Raw genomic sequence first — 19,071 nt, forward strand, 5'->3', positions numbered from 1 at the left:
CCACGCCGGAAACGAACTCAAAGCTGGATAGAAACTGGGGGCAACGTCACTTCAGGGGCACGGTCGACGCATCGGTCTACAAGGACTACGTCCTCACCATGTTGTTCCTGAAATACATCTCAGATGTGTGGAAGGACCACTATGAGACCTATCGCAGGGAGCACGGCGACCATCCCGACCTCATCGAAGCGCTGATGAAGAACGAGCAGTTCGTGCTACCCAAGGGCGCGAGCTTCTATGATCTCCATCGCGACCGCCACAAGGCCGGCAATGGCGAGCGCATCGACAAGGCGCTCCATGCCATCGAGGAGGCGAACGGCAATAAACTGCGCGACGTATTCCAGGACATCTCCTTCAACGCCAACAAGCTCGGCGACGAGGAGCAAAAGAACGACATCCTCCGCCTGCTCCTGGAGGACTTCGCCAAGGACAGCCTCGACCTACGGCCGAGCCGGGTCGGGAGCCTCGACATCATCGGCGGGGCTTACGAATACCTCATCTCGCGTTTCGCGGCGTCGGCCGGCAAGAAGGCGGGCGAGTTCTATACCCCCGCCGAGGTGTCCACCATGATGGCGCGACTTGTCGAACCCCAGGAAGGCGACGACATCTGCGATCCGACATGCGGCTCGGGCTCGCTGCTGATGAAATGCGGCCAGGAGATCACCAGGCACACCAGTTCCAGGAAGTATGCGCTCTATGGCCAGGAGGCTATCGGCTCGACCTGGGCGCTGGCCAAGATGAACATGTTCCTGCATGGCGAGACCAATCACCAGATCGAGTGGGGCGATACCATCGGCAACCCGAAGCTGCGCACGGCGGATGACCAGTTGCGCCATTTCGATGTGGTCGTCGCCAATCCACCCTTCAGTCTCGACAAATGGGGATCTGAGAAAGCCGCCAATGATCGCTTCGGCCGCTTCCGCCGAGGCCTGCCGCCGAAGACCAAGGGCGACTATGCCTTTATCTTGCACATGATCGAGACCATGAAGCCAAAGACCGGCCGCATGGCTGTCGTCGTGCCGCACGGCGTTCTCTTCCGGGGATCGAGCGAGGGCGAAATCCGCCGCAAGCTGATCGAGGAGAACCTTCTGGATACGGTCATCGGCCTGCCCGAAAAACTGTTCTTCGGCACCGGCATCCCCGCCGCCATTCTCGTCTTCCGCAAGAAGAAGCCTGACGACACCGTGCTTTTCATCGACGCCTCGCGGGAATACGAGGCCGACGCCAATCAGAACCGGCTGGGCGAGGAGCAGCTTCTGAAAATATTCGCCGCTTTCGATGACCGCGTCTCAATCGGCGGGTACGCCCACCTCGCGACGACCAAGCAGATTGCCGACAACGACTTCAACCTCAACATCCCGCGATACGTCGACACCTTCGAGGAGGAGGAGCAGATCGACCTGATGGCGGTGCGGGCTGAACGATTGAAGCTGAAGACTGAGATGGCCGAGCTTGAGGCCAAAATGGAGGGATACCTAAAGGAACTCGGCTATGGTGCCTGAGGGGTGGCAAGTTCAGCGTCTTGGCGCAATCGCATCTTTTCGAAACGGTCTAAATTTTCTGAAGGACAGCGGCGGCGAGCAAGTCCGTGTCGTGGGAATTCCGCATTTTTGGCAGCGCCAGACAATGACTTCGTTCGACGACATTGAGCTGAGTTTCGTTGGGCGGTTGAGCCACGATGACTATCTCCGATCGGGTGACCTGCTTTTTGTTCGATCAAACGGCAACAAAGACCTTATCGGGCGATGCATGTATTTTCCGAAGGTCGAGACCCCGCTTTCTTTCTCGGGCTTCACCATTCGAGGACGTGTTAACGAGACCGTCATTAAGCCCCAATACGCGTCCGCTCTCATGCAAACCCGAATAGTGAAGGATCAAATCAGCCGGGGCGGAGGCGGAACAAATATCTCAAACCTCAGCCAAGCCATTCTTTCCTCCATCGTAGTCCCGCTTCCTCCTCTCCCCGAACAGACGAAGATTGTCGAAATTCTGTCTACCTGGGACGCGGCCATCGAGACGACCGGGAAACTGCTCGCCAGCGCTGTGGCGCAGAAGCAGGCTCTTATGCAGCAATTGCTCACGGGGCAGCGGCGCTACGCAGAATTCCAGAAGGACAGTTGGGGTCAATTCACGGTCGAAGATGTCGCCGAATGTCTAGATAGGAAACGGGTGCCTTTAAACGAAGGTGAGCGCCGCGCTATGCCGGGTCTCATACCCTATTGGGGCGCAAACGGGATCGTCGATTATGTTTCCGATTTCATATTTGACGAACCGCTCGTGCTCCTCGCAGAAGACGGAGGCTATTTTGATGAATACGCGACGCGGCCGATCGCCAATCTGTCTCTTGGAAAATGTTGGGTGAACAACCATGCCCACGTGCTGAGGGCTAGACCAAACTGCAAAACGGAATGGCTTTTCTTTTCACTGGTTCACAAGGATATCACTGCTTTTACAAACTCTGGGACGCGTTCCAAGCTCAATCAGGCAGACATGCGGAAAATCCCCTTGTGGTTGCCCAGCTTGGCTGAGCAAGAAGCTATCGTTGAGACGCTCGCTGTCGCCGCGAAATCAGTGGAGCGTCTAGCTTTGAAAGCACAGCTATTGGCTTCGGAAAGGTCGGCCCTTATGCAGCAACTGCTCACTGGCAAGCGGCGGGTGACGGCGTGAACGCCCCAGAGCGCCCTAGGACCGACGAAGAGACCCAGGCCAAGGTCCCGGCGCTCGCACTCCTGATGAAACTCGGCTGGTACCATCTGTCGCCGGCCGACTGCCTGAGGCAGCGAGGGAGCGAACGGGCGGTGTTGCTGGAAACTGTGCTGCGCGACCATCTCTTCACCTGGCGTTTTCCGTATCGCGGCGCGAGCCATGCGCTCTCCGCCAGCGGCGTTGACCAGGTTTTGAAGGCGCTCAACGACAGCGGCCTCAACGAGGGCCTCACCCCAGCCAACGAGCGGATCTGGAAGCATCTCGCTTTTGGCGTCACCGTGTCCGAGTTCATGCCGGACGGTCACAAGCATTCAGTCACTGTGCCGCTAGTCGACTTCGCGGACCCCGCAAGAAACCGCCTCCACGTCACTGAGGAGCTTTCTGTAGAACGGGAGGGCGGGCACGGGCGTTTTCGGCCCGACATCGTTCTCTATGTCAACGGCATCCCGCTCGCCGTCATCGAGGCCAAGCGCCCGACCGGAAGCCATGCCCAAAAGCTCATGCTGGCCGAGGGCGTCTCGCAGCATCTCCGCAACCAGAAGCCGGACGGTATCCCCGCGCTCTATGCCTATGCCCAGCTCCTGTTCTCCATCTCTGGGCAGGACGGCAAATACGCCACCACGGAGACCCCGGCCAAATTCTGGTCACTGTGGCGCGAGGAGGAGATACCCGCCGCCGACATCGAAACGAGGGTCATCGCCAGTCTGACAACGCAGCAGCATTCCGCGCTTTTCGCCGAGCGCCCGCCCGACGTCCGCGCCTTCTTCGATGGCCTCTGGTCGAAGCCTGTCGCCACGACGGGACAGGATCGGCTCATAGTCTCCCTGTTGCGGCCCGATCGCCTGCTGGAGTTCGTCCGCTACTTCCTCCTCTTCGACCGCAAGCTCGGCAAGATCGCCGCCCGCTATCCCCAGGTCTTCGGCATCAAGTCGATGCTGGGGCGGATGGAAACACGCAATCGCGACGGCGGGCGCGAGGGTGGCGTCATCTGGCACACTACCGGCTCGGGGAAGTCCTTCACCATGGTCTTTCTGCTGAAGGCGCTGCTGATCCACGACGCCCTTGCCCGTTGCCGCATCATCGTCATCACCGATCGGGTTGACCTGGAGCGCCAGCTGTCAACCACCTTTATGGCGGGCGGCGCTTTCGGCTCTGCGGTGGCGACGAAGAAGGACGGTGAGAACGCCAAGGCCTCATCAGGTCGCGACCTGGCGCAGCGCATCGGCTCCGGCACCGAGCGCATCATGTTCACGCTGCTGCAAAAGTTCAATTCGGCAACTCGCTTCAAGGAATGCCACAACGCTTCCGAAGACCTTATCGTGCTGGTCGACGAGGGGCATCGCAGCCATGGCGGCGAGAACCATGAGCGGATGCGCAAGGCTCTGCCTAACGCCGCGTTCATCGCCTTCACCGGGACGCCGCTTCTGAAAGACAACAAGACGCAGAATAAGTTTGGGCCGATCCTCCACGCCTACACCATGCAGCGGGCGGTGGAGGACGGGACCGTTACCCCGCTTCTCTATGAGGAGCGCCGGCCGGTGGTCGATGTGAACGCCGAGGCAATCGACAAATGGTTCGACAAGATTACCACGGGGCTATCCGACAAGCAGCAATCCGACCTGAAGAAGAAGTTCGCCACCCGTGGCAGCGTCTACCGGGCTGGCAATCGTATAGACCTCATCGCCTGGGACATTGCCACGCATTTCTCGCAGAACTTCAAGGAGCTTGGCACCGGCCTGAAGGCGCAATTGGCGACCGACAGCAAGCTTTCTGCCATCCGCTACAAGCAGGCGCTCGACGCCACGGGTCTCGTCACCAGCGCCGTCATCATCTCGCCGCCCGACACCCGCGAAGGCCATGAGGACACCGACGAGTCGAAGACTCCGGAAGTGCAGAAATGGTGGGCGGCCAACGTCGGCAACGACCCGCAGGGCTACGAGCGACGCGTCATCGAGGATTTCGCCACGCCCGGCAAGCCGGACATCCTGATCGTCGTTGACAAGCTGCTGACCGGCTTCGACGAACCCCGCAACGCGGTGCTCTACATCGACAAATACCTGAAGGAGCACAATCTGCTCCAAGCCATCGCACGGGTGAACCGGCTGCATGAGGCCAAGCAGTACGGCTTCCTGATCGACTATCGCGGCATCCTGAAGGAACTCGACACTTCGCTGAAAGATTACCAGGACCTCGCTGAGCGCACCCAGGGTGGCTACGACATCGAAGACATCGAAGGTACCTTCGCCAACGTCTCAACCGAGTACAAGCGCCTGCCGGGCCTTCATGCAGCGTTGTGGGCAATCTTCGCCGCTCATGCAGCGTTGTGGGCAATCTTCGCCGGGGTGAAGAACAAGGGCGACCGCGAGCAATTCCGCCTGGTGCTGACGCCGGATTCGGTGCTAGGCGAGGACGGCGCGAGCTATGACCGAAACCAGAAGGTTCGCGAGGATTTCTACGCAGCGCTGACGGAGTTCGGCATGTGCCTGAAGCTGGCGCTTTCATCCCGCGCCTTCTTCGAGGATGGCTCCTTCAGCGAAGCAACGATCGCCGACTACAAGAAGGACCTGAAGTTCTTCATCGAGCTGCGCATCCAGGCGAAACAAGATGCGATGGAGACGGTCGACTTCTCGGCGTACGAAGAGCAGATACGCAAGTTGGTGGACAAACAGGTCGTCGGCGTCGAGATCAGGGAGTCGGAAGGCGTCATCGACCTCACCGGCTTCACGGACAACAAGCAGGCCGGCTATGACGCCTCCGCCTGGAGCGCCGACAAGGCCCGTGCCGAAACCGATGTCATCAAGACCCGGCTGACCAAAACCATCGAGCAGACGCTGGCCGATGACCCCTACGCCCAGGCCGTGTTTTCTGACCTCCTGCGGCAGGCGATCAAGGAGGCGGAATCGCTTTTCGATCACCCGCACAAGCAATACATCCTGTTCAAGGACCTAGAGGAAAAGGCGCGGATGCGGGCCAATCCGCACGTCCCCGACCGCTTCCCGGACAATCCGCATGCTCAGGCTTATTTCGGTTTGTTCCCAATCGTCCTGGGCGAAGTCGCCGCGCGGGATCGTGGCGAGGACTGGCTTGTCGCCGAGGCCTTCTACATAGACGCGATCGTGAGCAACGCGGTGGCGACGTTCTCGATCAATCCGGCCAACATCGAGGCCGACATCCGGACCAGGCTTCTGCCGCGCTATTTCAAGGCGCTGGGAGGGCTGGACAAGGCCCAGGCTCTGGTGGACCGCATCGTCGAGATCGTTCGCCTGGGGGCTTCCCGTGGCACTCTCTGAGCGCAACCTGTCGACGCTGCGCTACGGCAACGAGAACATCGCCTATGTCGTGCGGGTCAACTCTGCCCGGCGCGAGCGCATTGCCATCCATGTTCATCCCGATGGAGCCGTCGAGGTCGAGGCACCCGAGGACGCCAGCGAGGAGGCCATCCGCAAGGCCGTGATGAAACGCGCCCGCTGGGTTGTCCGGCATGTCACCGATGCCAGGAAACGCTTCGCGCATGTCCTGCCACGCCAATATGTCAGCGGCGAGCAGGCGCTGTATCTCGGCCGCCGCCACGTCCTGAAAATCATACAGGTCCCCAAGGCCGAGCGGTCCATCAAGCTGAAGCGCGGCCTGCTTGTCATAGCGACCGACAACACCGACGAGGCCGCGCTCCGGGCTCGCTTGCGGGCCTGGTATCGCGCCAAGGCGCGGGACTATTTCGCCGGCCGCATCGAGGCAATCTCCAGGGCACTGCCCTGGGTCCAGGAGCCGCCGCCTTTCCGGTTGCTCGACATGAAGCGACAATGGGGAAGCTGTGCGACGGGCGGCTCGGTCACCCTCAATCCGTTCCTGGTCAAGGCCCCGCGCGAGGCGATTGACTATGTGATCACCCACGAGCTTTGCCACCTCAGGGAACATAATCACAGCCCCGAGTTCTTCCGCCTTCTCACCCGCTCGATGCCGGGCTGGGAGGCGATCAAATCGCGCCTCGACCATAGCGCTGAGATCATCTTGAACGACTGAAAGATCGAGCTATGCGTGGGGCTTATCAGTGCCGAGTGACAGGATGAGGCAAGGGAAGAGGATTGCGCCCGGTCTCGTTGAAATTGACATCCATCACAAATCGAACGCGGAAATCCCAGCCGCTCAGACCCACAAGAGCCTTTGATGCCGACAAAAGTGTTTATCGACGCCAACATTTATATCGCGGATGGCCGGCCACCCGGTAAAGACGTCATTCGGGCGATAAAGAATTTAGTCAATTCTGGTAAGATTGAGGTCGTATCTACGGATATTACCATAAACGAGGTTACTAGGCATTTCACAGCCCATGACCTTAAGAGCATTGGCAACTCACTAAAGCCGCACGTTAGGGCGTTGGTTCAGGCTGTAACAGGCGTGGAGCTGCCCGACATATCTTCTGAAGAGACCGAAAGTCGCGTCTGGGAAAGGAATAAAGCGGAATTTGACGCGTTGTTAAAGGACCTCAGCGCCACAGTTTTGAACGCAGATTCGATTGAGCCGTACAGCGTTCTAGAAGACTATTCCAGGGGGAGGGGAATGTTTAATGGAGAGGCTAAGAAAGACCAATTTCCGGATGCATTTATCTACAAACTTTTGGAGAAGTACTCTACCGAAGCGGGAGAGATTTTGGTTCTAACTAGCGACAGTGACTACGCGGCCATATCGAGTGGGAATGACCTGATAAAAGTTAAGGCCACGGTGCAGGACTTATTCGACTCGCTAAATCTCTCGATTGCTTCGCAGGATATTGAGCATTTTATTGCAAGGTACGAGGAAGAAATTCACGAAATTGCCGAACATGAGATTAACGATTTTCAGATATATATCAAAGGAAACCCAGAGTTGGACGGTTATGTTAAGTCATTGAACGCTCTGGAAATTCTTGAGCTGGATGAGTTTGAGACCGATGAGGAAGAGATTTTAGTTACGGGCATGATGAGGCTCTATGCGACAATTGACTATTCGGGAATGGATATGACCACTGCGTTTTACGACAGCGAGGACAAACGGGCTTATCCTTGGCAAGAGATTAGTGGTGTGGTTGACGATACTTTCCACGTCCGGTTCACCATGACGGTCCTTACGGATGAGCGCGGGATTCCGGAAGAAATTCAAGGAATGCACTTTATCAATGGAGGACCCCTCTGGGTGAGCATCGAAGAGGACCTAAAGTAGCCGAGACTACTGGAAAATCTCAGATATGGCCCCACGTGAGCCTTCGTCCTCGCGTCGCGGCGGGAGATCATCCCCCTGTGCCTCCCCCTGTGCCATCTCCCCAAAGTTGTAGTTGCTGGACGTATCACTAGGGCTTGCCCTAGCGAGTCCGCCGAAACCCTGTGCAAATGCGTATCATAAGAATGGGTATTGACATTTTGAGACTATTGGATCAGAGGGTCTTTGAGTCCAGTGATCCCAATCGGAGCGCCTTTTGATGAAGACCCCAGCGACCACGCCCACCGGAGCCGGCCAGCTCGTCGGTTACGCCCGCACATCCACCACTGACCAGAAGGCAGGACTTGAGGCCCAGCTAAGGGACCTCGCCGGAGCCGGGTGCGCCAAGGTCTTCCGCGAGGAGCTGTCCTCTGTGGCCGCCACGAGGCCGGAGCTGGAGAGGACCTTGGACTACGTGCGGGAGGGAGACACCCTCATAGTCACCAAGCTCGACCGGCTGGCCCGCTCCGTGGCGGACCTCGTGGAGATCACCGCCAGGCTGCGGGCCAAGAGCGTCGCCCTCCGCATCCTCGCGATGAACCTCGACACCGGAACCCCGACAGGCAAGCTCATGCTCAACCTCCTGGGCTCCATCGCAGAGTTCGAACGGGAGCTGATGCTGGAGCGACAGCGGGAGGGCATCGCCAAGGCAAAGGCCGAGGGGAAGTACAAGGGGCGTGCTCCCACCGCCCAGCGCAAAGCCGCCGAGGTGATCAGGCTCAAGGCAGAGGGCAAGACCGGGGATGCCATCGCCGAGGAGCTGGGCATCGGCAGGGCGAGTGTCTTCCGTATCCTCCGGTCGGCTTAGGGGGCCGCACCCTCCGTCATTGCACAGGTTAAACTTGTTGCCTGCGGGCGCTGCGTGACCATACTGGGGAGCGCGACTCTAACAGGAGACTGCGCATGACGACCCCGACCCCAGCACCGCTCCCGGTATCTGCCGACGCATTCCAAGACCCAGCGACCGCCGTCAGCTTCGCTCTCGACTGCCTTCAAGACTTCGAGATCGGTCCCTTCTTGATGGACTGGCGCGAGGGGCATGGCCTTGAGAGTTGGCTTCAGCACGTCATCTCGATACGCGAAGAGGTCGCCCAGTGCTACGTCCACCGGGAGCGCGGGCCGTTCGATGGTGCTGGCGTGAGTCCGGCCATTGGCCGCTTCCTTGAGGCTACGCGCCTCATCAAATCGCAGGCCAGGGATATGCCGCTCGGCATCTCCATTGCTTTCCTGGCGGCTGCAATCTGCGGATTCGATTCCCGGAGCCCCGACAATGCGATGACGCTTGAGGAGCTTGCCGACCGCGTAGACGTTTCGCCTACCACAATCTCCCAGCATCTTCGATATCTGGGCTCAGGCTACCGCGAGGGAACTCCCGGCCTGGGCCTAGTCGAGACCGCGCGACACCCCGACAACGGCCGCAAGAAGGTCTTCTTTCTGACTGGCAAAGGCCGAGACCTTGTGGCGAGGCTCGACCGGGTGTTGGCGGGTGCCGGCTAGCTGCTCATGGCAGAACGTTAGGCACCTACTTGAAATAGCCTTGTACTTGATAGCCGAGATGGTGGGCCGTTCGGCGGGACACAATGGGCGTGTACTTGAAATAGCTAAGCGGGCCTGTCGCCGCCGCCTCTGTCTAGGGGCGTGCTCTAATAGGGACCTACTTGATAGCTGGACAGGCGGTGGCGGCCTGCGATTAGGCGCGTACTTGAATACCCAGCTACTTGATAGCAGCTCAGGCTGGTCGCCGCTGGCCGGCTAATACCCTCCTACTTGGACAACAGATGTCGCTCGGCATGATGCCGCGCGGCCCATCGACGCCAAGCCCTGCGCATAGCTGCCTGATGCTGCCGGACGAAACACCACCTCCCAATCAGAAAGGACAACGCCAATCATGGCACGAGCACCCGTGCATGAAATCTCCGCGCCCTCCGCACTTCAGGGCATCGCCGCCCCGGTCAACACCTACGTCAGGCCCGCAGACCCGGCCCCGAGCAGCCTCCACCAGTTGGCCGAGGGTCTCGCCGCGCTGGATGACGGCCTGGGCGACTTCATGGTCAAGCGCAAGGCCAAGGGCGACGAGGCGGACAAGCAGCGGGCCATCCGGGACGCCTACGTCAACAGCGGCGAGGGCCAGGACGAGGCTGTGAAGCGGGGCCTCATCCCCCCGCATGAGTCCACGACCTACATGAAGTGGTACAAGGCGACCCAGGGCGATGTCCGGGGCCGCCAGCTCATCGACCAGTTCGACGTGGCCTACAACCAGTGGCCAGACCGCAACTCTGGAGACCCGGAGAAGTTCAAGGAGTTCGTCGGCGGCTTCCTCAAGGAGCATGTCGGGGAGGATACGGACCCCGAGGTCCTCGCTGGCCTCAACCCGCACCTGGAGCAAATCTTCTCGGGCGGCTACGCAAACTTCACCAAGGACCGCGCTGATACCGTCTACGGGGGAGCCCTGGCCGCCGCCGGTGCCTCCATGACGGACCACATCAGCAGGGCCGGAGGCGACGCTCGCGCTGCCGGCAGCGGCATCGACTACGAGACCCTCTGGGGCACCCTCATGGGCGCGCGTGACGAGGCTCTGAAGCGGAACCTGGAGAAGGACGTGGACGGCTTCCTGGTGGACAGCGTGATCCTCCAGGCAGAGGAGTCGAGTAACGAGGACCTCCTGACCCTCCTCGACCGCAGGCTCCCCGGCAAGGAGTACGCCATCTCGTCTGACGTGGAGGTGCGCAAGAAGATATATGCCGCCCGCGAGCATATCGGCTCCAAGCTGGCCTCCGCTGCCACCACCCTGGCGGCCCAGGAGGAGAAGGAGGACAAGGCGCGGCACAACGCCCTGGTCGCCGGGGAACTCACCAAGATCAACGCCGACGCCAAGTACCAGATACCGGAAGACACCCTGAAGGAGATCAGCAAGCGCGACCCCGAGTTCCGCTCCAAGCTCCCAGGGTATCGCCGGAGCATCCTGGAGGGTGATACGGCGGAGGACCCCGACGCGCTCATGGAGGCATTCTCCAAGATCGACGGCGGGGCAGGCACGGCCTATGTCCTGGAGCTTCGCGCCAAGGGTGTCATCCGTGACCCCAAGACGCTGACCCAGATGCTCGACCGGGTGCATACCGTTGAGAAGGCCAGCCAGTCGGACGGCATCCTCCAGTCGCCGGCCTACAAGGACACCGTGAAGATGATCACTAACGCCACGGGCCAAGGCCCGATGGACTTCATGGATCAGGTTCGGGGTCTGACCGATGATGGGGCGAGGGCGCTCTACGACTACCGCACCCAGCTCCTCCAGTGGTCCGCAGACAATCCGAATGCCACCATCATGGAACGCGAGAAGGCGGCCATGGATATCGGCAAGTCGATCCGCGACCGCATCGTGGCCAACCCGGAGGCCGACGAGAAGGGCCAACAAGGCGTCTACCCGCAGCCTGGCGAGCAGCAGCCGAAGGCCGAGCAGCCGCAAAGCCCCGCAGAGCCCCCTGCCGGCCCCGCCAGCCAGCAGCCCGCCGAGCAACCGCCAGCGGCCGAAACACCGAGCGATGCCTCTACGCCCCTGCCTCCTGGCCCACGAGCGGACGCTGCCAATGAGCTGGCCCGCAAGTACAACATTTCGCCGGAAGTGGCGCACGAGATGCTGCTTGAAGAAGAGCGGAACGACGCCGGACCAACGCCGGAGGCTCGACCTGGCGCTGCCCAGGAGGTCCCCGCCGACAGCGCTCCGAGCGGGTTCGGGATGATCGGCAACATCGTCTCCGGAATCGGCTCCTTGCTAGGCTTCGGGAGCAAGCCCCAGGAGCAGCCCCAGAGTCCCGACGACCGCGGTGCCCTCAACGAGGATACCCGCACCAGGCTGACCTCCCTCCTTCGGAACCCTCCCATGCTCGAGGACGGAAGATCCTCCGCCGGCAATACTCCGGTGGCGCCTCTCCTGAACCTCCTGGGACACACCGAGGGTACGGACAAGGGCGAGGATTATAACGAGACCCTGGGCTACGGGAAGTTCACCGGGGGCAAGGTCAATCTGGAGGGCATGACGCTCGACCAGATCGACCAGCTCCAGACCCAGATACTCTCCCACCCGGAGAACGACTTCGACGCCTCGCCCGTGGGCCGCTACCAGATCGTCCGCAAGACGCTTCGCAGCCTACGGCGGGCACTGGGGCTGTCCGGCGACGAGCTATTCGACCGCAAGATGCAGGACCGGCTCAGCATGGCCCTCCTGGAGCGCCGTGGGCTCTCCCGGTGGCAGTCAGGCCAGATGTCGGACGCCGAGTTCATGCGGAGCCTGGGCCAGGAATGGGCCTCGCTGCCGGGACGCCAGGGTGCCCTTCGGGAGACTCTCGGCCAGGTCAAGAAGGGCGGCTCCATCCAGGTCGCCTCGACGGACCCCGAGGCAGGCTTCCGCGAGTGGCTCCAGCAGCAGGAAGGGCAGGGTGGGGGCAATGGTCCTGCAGACCTCATCACCAGCGCCAAGCGCGGCTACCAGCCCGACATGGAGCACCTGAAGCCGGCCCTCAAGTCGAAGGTCTCGGAACTCCAGAAGTCCTTCGGTCAGTCGCTCCCCATCGTCTCGGGTTTCCGCGACACCCAGCGGAACGCCAGGGCTGGCGGGGCGAAGCACTCCCAGCACATCCACGGGAACGCAGTGGACATCGACGTGTCGCACCTCTCCAGGGCTGACCGGGTGAAGCTCATCCAGGCGGCCAGGGCTCAAGGCTTCGGCGGCATCGGGGTCTACGCGAACTCCATCCACCTGGACATCGGCAAGCGCCGCGCCTGGGGACCATCCCATTCGAGCGACTCCATCCCGGCCTGGGCCAGGGACGCTCTAGCTTAAAGGAACACCCATCATGCTTTCATGGCTGTGGCCGTTTGGCCGCAAAGACACTCCGGCTGTCCCGGAATCCCCCAAGGCTCCCGAGCCGACTCCGGCTCCCGCCGCCAAAGTCCGCAAAGTTCGACGCAAGCACGGAGAGGCAAGGAAATGACCGTCTCTGACTGCGGGTTCACGCCCCACGACATCGGATGCCCCGACACGCTCAAGGCCATCCTTGTGGCGTGGCACGAGCCGACGCCTAAGGTACGGACGCGGGACCATTACCCGGTTGGCAGCTACGGCCTGGTGTTTGCAGGCGGCGGGCGCGAGGGGGCGCTGTGGGGCGGAGGCAGCACGAGCTTCCAAGTTCCCATGTTGGCGCACGGGGTCCGCCGCGTCCTCGCGCTGGCCGAGCCGGGGATGTCGGTCCAAGTCTCTGCCCACCCCGAACTCTACGCCCATGTGGGTCCGGCAGGGTACATTTGGGCGGCGAAGCGCCGGGCAGGGCGAGCTGCTGACGGGAAACCGTATGCCGCCTACCAGACCCTCCTTGAGGTGGCCACGGCGCTAAGAGAAGGTCGCTGGGGCTTCCGTCCGCTGGTGACCAAAGGGTCCCTCCATCCCGGCACGAAGGAGGCCACGCGGCTGGCGAAGGGTCCCGCCTACGATGCGGCCCTCAGGTACCGCCGCGAGAACGTGCCATCGTTCGCCCGCGCCGAACCCGGTACTGCGGTCGAATATGTAGAGCCGGCCTCGCATTCGGTCCTAGTGGAGGGGCCGTGATGGCGCGTGGGACGCTGGCAGACATCGAGTACCGAGCCGCCGCACCTTCCGACCTCGCACCCCGGCGTTGCGCCGCGTGGGGTTGCCAGAACCTCACTCAGCGCTCCGCCCGCAACGGGCTTTCGGATACTTTGTGCAAGCGCCACGTCGAGTTCAGACGCCGCCACGGCACCCACTGGCGGCGGAGCTACACGATGGCAGAGCTGGGGCCATTCCAAGCGGCGGCGAGGCTGTGGCTCAAGACGCATCGGGACGAGGCGACCGTAGTTCGCGTGGTCTCCGCCCTGGGTGACCTCATCGCCGGCAGCGGCGGCCCCAGGAAGGCGCAAGAGGCCCGCTGGCTGAGCACCGAAGAGAAGGTGCGAAATGCCCTGGCACGGCTTCGTGAGGCCGGGAAGCGGGGCGAGCAGCTCCTCCTCATCACGCTCACCGTCAAGGCGGCCCAGCTAGCCCTCGGACCTCGCGCCAATGTGGAGTTTCAGCACGTGCAAATCGCCAAGATGGCCCACCGCCTAGCGTCGGGCACCCACTTCCGGTCGGCCAAGTACCGCACCCTCTCGCGGTATCCACGCGCGGAGGGAATCTTCATGCGGCTCCTCGGGCAGACCATCGAGGACATCGCCGGGATCGTGGCGGACTCGGAGGCGGTGCGCGAGGTGGCAGAGGCGGCGGGGGGCAGACTTGACGCAGTTTGACGAGAGATCGGACCAGGGCGCCGAGGGGGCATTGGTCCTTCGAGGCACCGGCTCTGTGGTTGGGGCGGCGGGTCCGGCCCCGTCCCTCGCCATCATGCACGACCCGTGGCTGACCCCCCGAGAGGGTTCCCCCTTGGACAGCTTGGCAGCCACTCTCCACGCCAAGCTTGAGGCGTCCTCCGGCCGCAACTCCAACCGTAAGCCCCGAGGAGACGCCGCCGAGCGCCGCCTCGCCATTGTCCAGAACCTTGTGGCCAGCCTTGCGCTCGTCGCCCTCCGCCACCCGCCAAGAACTCGAATCGTCATCCAGGCCGATAAGCAGGCCGCCACACGATATGACCGCAAGGAGCTGCCGCGAGGTCCACTCATCAAGACCCTCAAGTCCATGGCCGACGAGCGGCTGGTTCTGTACCATGAGGCGGTCTTCAAGCAGCGTCGGACAACCATCGAGCCCGCGCCGGGGTTCAAGGCGATGCTGGCGGGCGTAGGGGCGGCAGTAGGCGACATCGGCCGAGCACCAGGAGGGGAGACTATCGTCCTCAAGGCGACGGCTGGCAGGAACCGCCCAAAGGTCTTGGTGGATTACGACGACACTGATGAGACCATTCGTCTTCGCGCTGAGATGGGGACCATCAATGCCGCCCTGGCGGGAGCCGACATAAGGTTATGGGGCGAGCGGCTGCCGCCTGACCAACTCGTTCGGGTCTTCCACATTGGCAGCGTGGACGCACCGGCTTCCTTCGATGGCCATGGTAGGCTCTTTCGGGGCTCCTGGCAGTTCCTCCCTCGCGCGGAGCGGGCGGGTCTCACCATCAGCGGCGAGCGCCTAGTGGAGTTGGACTTTCGCGCCATGTACGTTCACCTTGCCTACGCGCTGAGCGGGGCAGCATTGCCATCCAAAGACCCATACGACATCCCTGGCCTGGAGGGGTACCGTCCGGCCGCCAAGAAGGCCGTGGCGTCTCTCTTCTTCCGGGAAGGACGTTTGTGCCGGCTCGCCGGAGAGCTTCGCGAGCTGCTTCCCGAGGGTTGGACTGCTCGGGGGCTTGAGGCGGCGGTGGCGGCGCGGCATCCCGCGATTGCTCACCTCCTAGGAACCAACATTGGGCCAACACTTGCGAACATCGAAAGCAGCATCCTCGTGGCGGTGCTACTTCGGCTCTGCGGACAGGGCGTAGTTGCGCTGCCAATCCACGATTGCGTGCTCGTAGCAGGGGGCAACACGGCGGCCACCAGGACGGCTATGCTGGAGGAGTCAAGGCGGCTCGTCGGTGTTGCGCTCCCCGTAGATCAGAAGGGCACGGGAACGCGCTGCTAAGTGGCAAGGCCCTCTAGGCTGCTTCCCGAAGCCCCGGTGAGAGCCGACAGCACCAAGATTCTGTGCCTATCCAAATCCCAGATCGAAGTCTTCTTGCCTTTGTGGTGTCGGCGTTGTTCGTTGTTGATGGGCTGCATTGCGGTTCCAGACGGGACTTGCCGCACCTGAAATTGGCTTTGCTTTGACGGGCTAATCCTTGAGTAGCGCCAAAGAGGGGGATCAAATGACCATAGTGCCGGAAACTGTTTTCAATTGGGCGGTGGTAGCCTCGATTGTGCTTAGTCTCCCAATCGGAGCTGCCCTTGTTGGCGGCACCTTCTTGCGGATGCTGCGAGTTCCAGTCCCCACTATCGTCCTGGCCACAGGCCTATTCGCTTTCGCAACGCTGGGGGTTGTTCTCCTCACCACGCCGAAATGGACCCAGTTGGCCCTAAAGTTCTCCGGCTTTGAAGCGACAATCTCCAAGCTGGAGAACGAGAACGGGACCATTCGAACACAGTTGGCGGCCGCCCAGGTCAACCAGATAACGAACTACGTTGCGGACGGAAAAGTCTGGAAACCGGCTGAACAAAGGGCAGTTGAAGACTTATTCAAAGCGGCTTTGGTATCTGTGCCCCCCTCGGCCTCGCCGGACCAGGCTTCGCGGGCGTTTTTCCAGAGCTTGCAGGCAGCGGGCATTTCAACATTCAGGACGACAAACGAGTTGCCCGCCGACCCTAAACTGTACGGAACCATACTGCTCGAAGGGATGACACCTTCCGGGTGGCGGGAGTTGGCCGACCACGGCGCGGTTGATGCTATCTATCAAAAAGGCACCAAATAATCTGCCCCGTCGCCGTTTGGCGAAATAACTCGCTGCTATAGGCTCCAGGTGTGGCCTAGGGGGGTTATGGAAGGCCTCCGCCCTCTTCATCGTCGGCCCACCAGGAGTTGGTACTCAATGTGACTGCTTAAAGCACCGGGCTATCGCACTACCTTAAGGTGACGATGAGGGGCGAAGCCCTCTATCAGCTACGGGTCTGTTGCACCGGGACCACCGTGAGGGGGCGCTTGAGGAATCCCGGCGATACCGACCAGCCCTTATGAACCTCTTCCGGCTGCTCCGTTGCGAACATCAGGACGGCGAACGACTGCCGGAACGAGGCGAAATGAGCTGACATCGAGCCGTCTTCGTCGGGCACCACACTAGCGACGCGAAACTGCTCGCCCACCTCGAAGTTGCCTTGGCGGAGGGTTCGCCCTGGCCCGCACATAGCCAGGAACTCTTTAGGCAGGGCATCTTGGTAAGCCTGGAGGTTCGAGTACCATTGGATCGCGATGGCCCCAGAGGTCGGTAGGATGCGCCGAGTGGTCGCGGTGTGCATCGCAAGGCCAAGCTTCGCGGCGAAGACCGTCATCGACTTTGCTACGATGGGTCCGTTGATCCGCACGAAGTTCCATGAGGGGAGCCGAGGCGCAATGTCACGAAGGCGGTGCAAGGTGGCAGGCTGGTTCCATTCCGGGTGGAACTCCTGGGCGAACCCCGGGATGCGGCACACGGAGTTGATGAGCTTCCGCACTTCCTCGCGCCCAGCCGCAGTCTTTGGGTCGGGCATCATGCGGCTCAGCGTTGCTACCACGAGGTCCGCCTCGCGTGACGCCTCGTTGCATTCCTTGCACGCCCCGAACTCCATGCCCTTGGGCCGGTGCTTGCCATCGAAGATGCTGCGGGGCGGATAGTGCTCCACCGTTTCGCTCGGCGTTTCCCCGCCGCAGAAGATGCAGAACGGCTGGTCTTCTCTAATTCGCTGAGAGAATGTCTTTCGCTGCTTGGCCTCGCCCATTCGATTCCTCCCCGTGACAATAAGACTCCACGCGGAAATTCATTATTTTCGCAACAAGGATTCGACAACTTCGGCCTGCCGACGCTAGACTTCGACGTGGGGTAGTGCTTGGGGCCATGTTTCGCGTTTTCTCAACTCTGATAGTGCTGTGGGTTGTGTCGGCATTGCTTGGTGCATCGCCCGCTCGCGCCGGGTTGCAGTTCCAAGCCGGGCAGACTGACGGCGGACTCCATTACATTTTGGTGTCAGGCGATTTTGCCTATCAGGATGACCTGTCGGTCTTTGAGGCCCTGGCTCGATCCAGCGCTGCAACGGCAGTTACATTTCGGTCTCCAGGCGGCAACATTCAGAAGGCTATGGACCTGGGCCGGCTAATTCGAAGGCTGGGCATGGGGACCGCGCAGTTTAGGGCCTCTGAGTGTGCCTCTGCCTGCTCGTTGGCCTTCTTGGGGGGAGTGATACGCTTTGCCGAGGCGGGGTCCATAGGTGTCCACAAGTCATCGTTTCAAGGCGACATTCCGCTGAGCACCCAAGAGGCTGTCTCCGCCGTTCAGCAAATCACTGCCGACGTTATTACCTACATGATCGAGATGGGTGTGGACCCTGCTCTGCTCCAGCTTTCGCTGCAATATGACAGCAACGACATCCGCTACCTCTCCATGAGCGAGATGGCGAAGTACAAGGTCGTCACTTTCACCCCCGACGCGGGTCAACCAAGCGTGGCAAGTTCGGTGCCGTCCCCGATGCCGCCGCCCCTGCCCACCCCGCCGACAGCAACCTCCACGCCTCCACCTTCTGCCAACCCATCGCTCGTGATCCCTGAAGCTCATTCTGGCCGGATAGGGCACCCTAAGGGCTCGGCACCCCTCAAAGCATTGCCGGAGGGAAGGTCCACGAATGTCGCTGTACTGCGGAATGGGAGCCCAGTGGCGATCCTGGGCAGTAGCGGCCGGTGGTACCGAGTCCAGGCAGGGAATCAGGTCGGCTACATGCACGATACCTGGGTTCACGTCGATCAGTACGATAGCGGACCATTTGGGCGGCGCCACATCCAGGTCAAGAGCTTCGACAACTACGCTGAGGCCGAGGCCTTCGTCCGAACATCATCCATACCGCTCTCCGCCTACCTAGCTACCAACGGGTGGTTCGCGATCACCCTCGACAACACCTTCGACGGGCCTATGGCTAAGACCTTGGTTAGCGAGATGAAGGCGAGAGGCGCAATCCCCGACGACGCCTACGCAACCTTCGGTAACACGTACGTTCGCAAGGTGTGCTGCCAATAGGCACCGCCAAGGAGGTATTATGACAGCGAGGTTTGGAATTCTCTTTCGCCTCCGTGGACTCCGGGCTGCAATTGCCGGTGTCGTCTTGGTGGCCGCCTTGGGGCCACTCCACGCCGAGACCGTAGACGTGAAGTATCGCGGCCCTGTGGACCTCACCAAGTTCGAATGCACAGCAGAGCTAGACAGCAGCGTGGTCAAGCGCGTCTGCTACAACGCCGAGCACTCCTACATGCTCATTCGTCTCAAGCAGACTTGGTACCACTACTGCGAGATTGACCAGGGCACGGTGACCGCGCTTTTGGCAGCAGAGTCCAAGGGCCGGTTCTACAACGCGAACATCAAGGACTCGGGAACAGGCGGTAAGTTCGGCTGTCGGGACAAGCCCGTGCCGCAGTTCTAGATCATCCCTGAC

At 61.3% G+C, this 19,071-nt stretch carries 15 protein-coding genes; 14 read left to right on the plus strand and 1 reads right to left on the minus strand.

The genetic code is table 11. The annotated features are described in order from the left end of the window. The first annotated feature begins 23 nt into the window (after positions 1 to 23). The 12 genes from AU465_RS27070 to AU465_RS27125 all read left to right on the plus strand — a co-directional run bounded on the left by AU465_RS27070 (position 24) and on the right by AU465_RS27125 (position 16,373). The gene (locus AU465_RS27070) at positions 24 to 1,502 is read left to right on the plus strand and encodes a type I restriction-modification system subunit M (protein WP_192255093.1); all 1,479 of its coding nucleotides are present in this window, start codon (positions 24 to 26) and stop codon (positions 1,500 to 1,502) included. Next, positions 1,492 to 2,667 (plus strand): restriction endonuclease subunit S, encoded by a 1,176-nt coding sequence (locus AU465_RS27075; protein ID WP_192255013.1) that lies wholly within the window; start codon positions 1,492 to 1,494, stop codon positions 2,665 to 2,667. Before AU465_RS27070 ends, AU465_RS27075 begins: the two co-directional genes overlap by 11 nt. After that, positions 2,664 to 5,996 (plus strand): type I restriction endonuclease subunit R, encoded by a 3,333-nt coding sequence (locus AU465_RS27080; protein ID WP_192255015.1) that lies wholly within the window; start codon positions 2,664 to 2,666, stop codon positions 5,994 to 5,996. The genes AU465_RS27075 and AU465_RS27080 overlap by 4 nt, the downstream gene beginning before the upstream one ends. Continuing rightward, the gene (locus tag AU465_RS27085; protein ID WP_192255017.1) at positions 5,983 to 6,726 is read left to right on the plus strand and encodes a M48 family metallopeptidase; all 744 of its coding nucleotides are present in this window, start codon (positions 5,983 to 5,985) and stop codon (positions 6,724 to 6,726) included. The genes AU465_RS27080 and AU465_RS27085 overlap by 14 nt, the downstream gene beginning before the upstream one ends. A gap of 144 nt (positions 6,727 to 6,870) precedes the next feature. Further along, the gene (locus AU465_RS27090; RefSeq protein WP_192255019.1) at positions 6,871 to 7,902 is read left to right on the plus strand and encodes a PIN domain-containing protein; all 1,032 of its coding nucleotides are present in this window, start codon (positions 6,871 to 6,873) and stop codon (positions 7,900 to 7,902) included. Positions 7,903 to 8,158: 256 nt separating this feature from the next. Continuing rightward, positions 8,159 to 8,746 carry a recombinase family protein gene (locus tag AU465_RS27095; protein WP_192255021.1) on the plus strand — a complete coding sequence of 196 codons (588 nt, stop codon included), beginning with the start codon at positions 8,159 to 8,161 and terminating at the stop codon, positions 8,744 to 8,746. Between the two features lie 95 nt (positions 8,747 to 8,841). Beyond that, complete coding sequence (locus AU465_RS35990) at positions 8,842 to 9,435, plus strand: helix-turn-helix domain-containing protein (RefSeq protein WP_210325274.1); 594 nt, start codon at positions 8,842 to 8,844, stop codon at positions 9,433 to 9,435. A 391-nt stretch (positions 9,436 to 9,826) separates the two neighbouring features. Next, positions 9,827 to 12,775 carry a D-Ala-D-Ala carboxypeptidase family metallohydrolase gene (locus AU465_RS27105; protein ID WP_192255023.1) on the plus strand — a complete coding sequence of 983 codons (2,949 nt, stop codon included), beginning with the start codon at positions 9,827 to 9,829 and terminating at the stop codon, positions 12,773 to 12,775. A gap of 147 nt (positions 12,776 to 12,922) precedes the next feature. Next, complete coding sequence (locus AU465_RS27110) at positions 12,923 to 13,537, plus strand: hypothetical protein (protein ID WP_192255031.1); 615 nt, start codon at positions 12,923 to 12,925, stop codon at positions 13,535 to 13,537. A gap of 194 nt (positions 13,538 to 13,731) precedes the next feature. Further along, positions 13,732 to 14,232 (plus strand): hypothetical protein, encoded by a 501-nt coding sequence (locus tag AU465_RS27115; RefSeq protein WP_192255033.1) that lies wholly within the window; start codon positions 13,732 to 13,734, stop codon positions 14,230 to 14,232. A 133-nt stretch (positions 14,233 to 14,365) separates the two neighbouring features. Next, positions 14,366 to 15,550: a hypothetical protein gene (locus AU465_RS27120; RefSeq protein WP_192255035.1), complete on the plus strand. Its 1,185-nt coding sequence runs from the start codon at positions 14,366 to 14,368 to the stop codon at positions 15,548 to 15,550. A gap of 223 nt (positions 15,551 to 15,773) precedes the next feature. Next, positions 15,774 to 16,373: a hypothetical protein gene (locus AU465_RS27125; protein ID WP_192255037.1), complete on the plus strand. Its 600-nt coding sequence runs from the start codon at positions 15,774 to 15,776 to the stop codon at positions 16,371 to 16,373. A gap of 184 nt (positions 16,374 to 16,557) precedes the next feature. Here the strand turns inward: AU465_RS27125 and AU465_RS27130 are convergent, their stop codons facing one another. Continuing rightward, on the minus strand, positions 16,558 to 17,373 hold the full coding sequence (locus AU465_RS27130; protein WP_192255039.1) for a hypothetical protein: 816 nt from the start codon (positions 17,371 to 17,373) through the stop codon (positions 16,558 to 16,560). A gap of 116 nt (positions 17,374 to 17,489) precedes the next feature. Between AU465_RS27130 and AU465_RS27135 the strand changes: the two genes are divergently transcribed. Together AU465_RS27135 and AU465_RS27140 are read left to right on the plus strand one after the other, a co-directional pair. Continuing rightward, on the plus strand, positions 17,490 to 18,659 hold the full coding sequence (locus AU465_RS27135) for an SH3 domain-containing protein (protein WP_192255041.1): 1,170 nt from the start codon (positions 17,490 to 17,492) through the stop codon (positions 18,657 to 18,659). Positions 18,660 to 18,678: 19 nt separating this feature from the next. Next, complete coding sequence (locus tag AU465_RS27140) at positions 18,679 to 19,059, plus strand: KTSC domain-containing protein (RefSeq protein WP_192255043.1); 381 nt, start codon at positions 18,679 to 18,681, stop codon at positions 19,057 to 19,059. The last annotated feature ends 12 nt before the right edge of the window (positions 19,060 to 19,071 follow it).

Source organism: Mesorhizobium silamurunense (assembly GCF_014843905.1).
GTDB lineage: Bacteria > Pseudomonadota > Alphaproteobacteria > Rhizobiales > Rhizobiaceae > Mesorhizobium > Mesorhizobium silamurunense.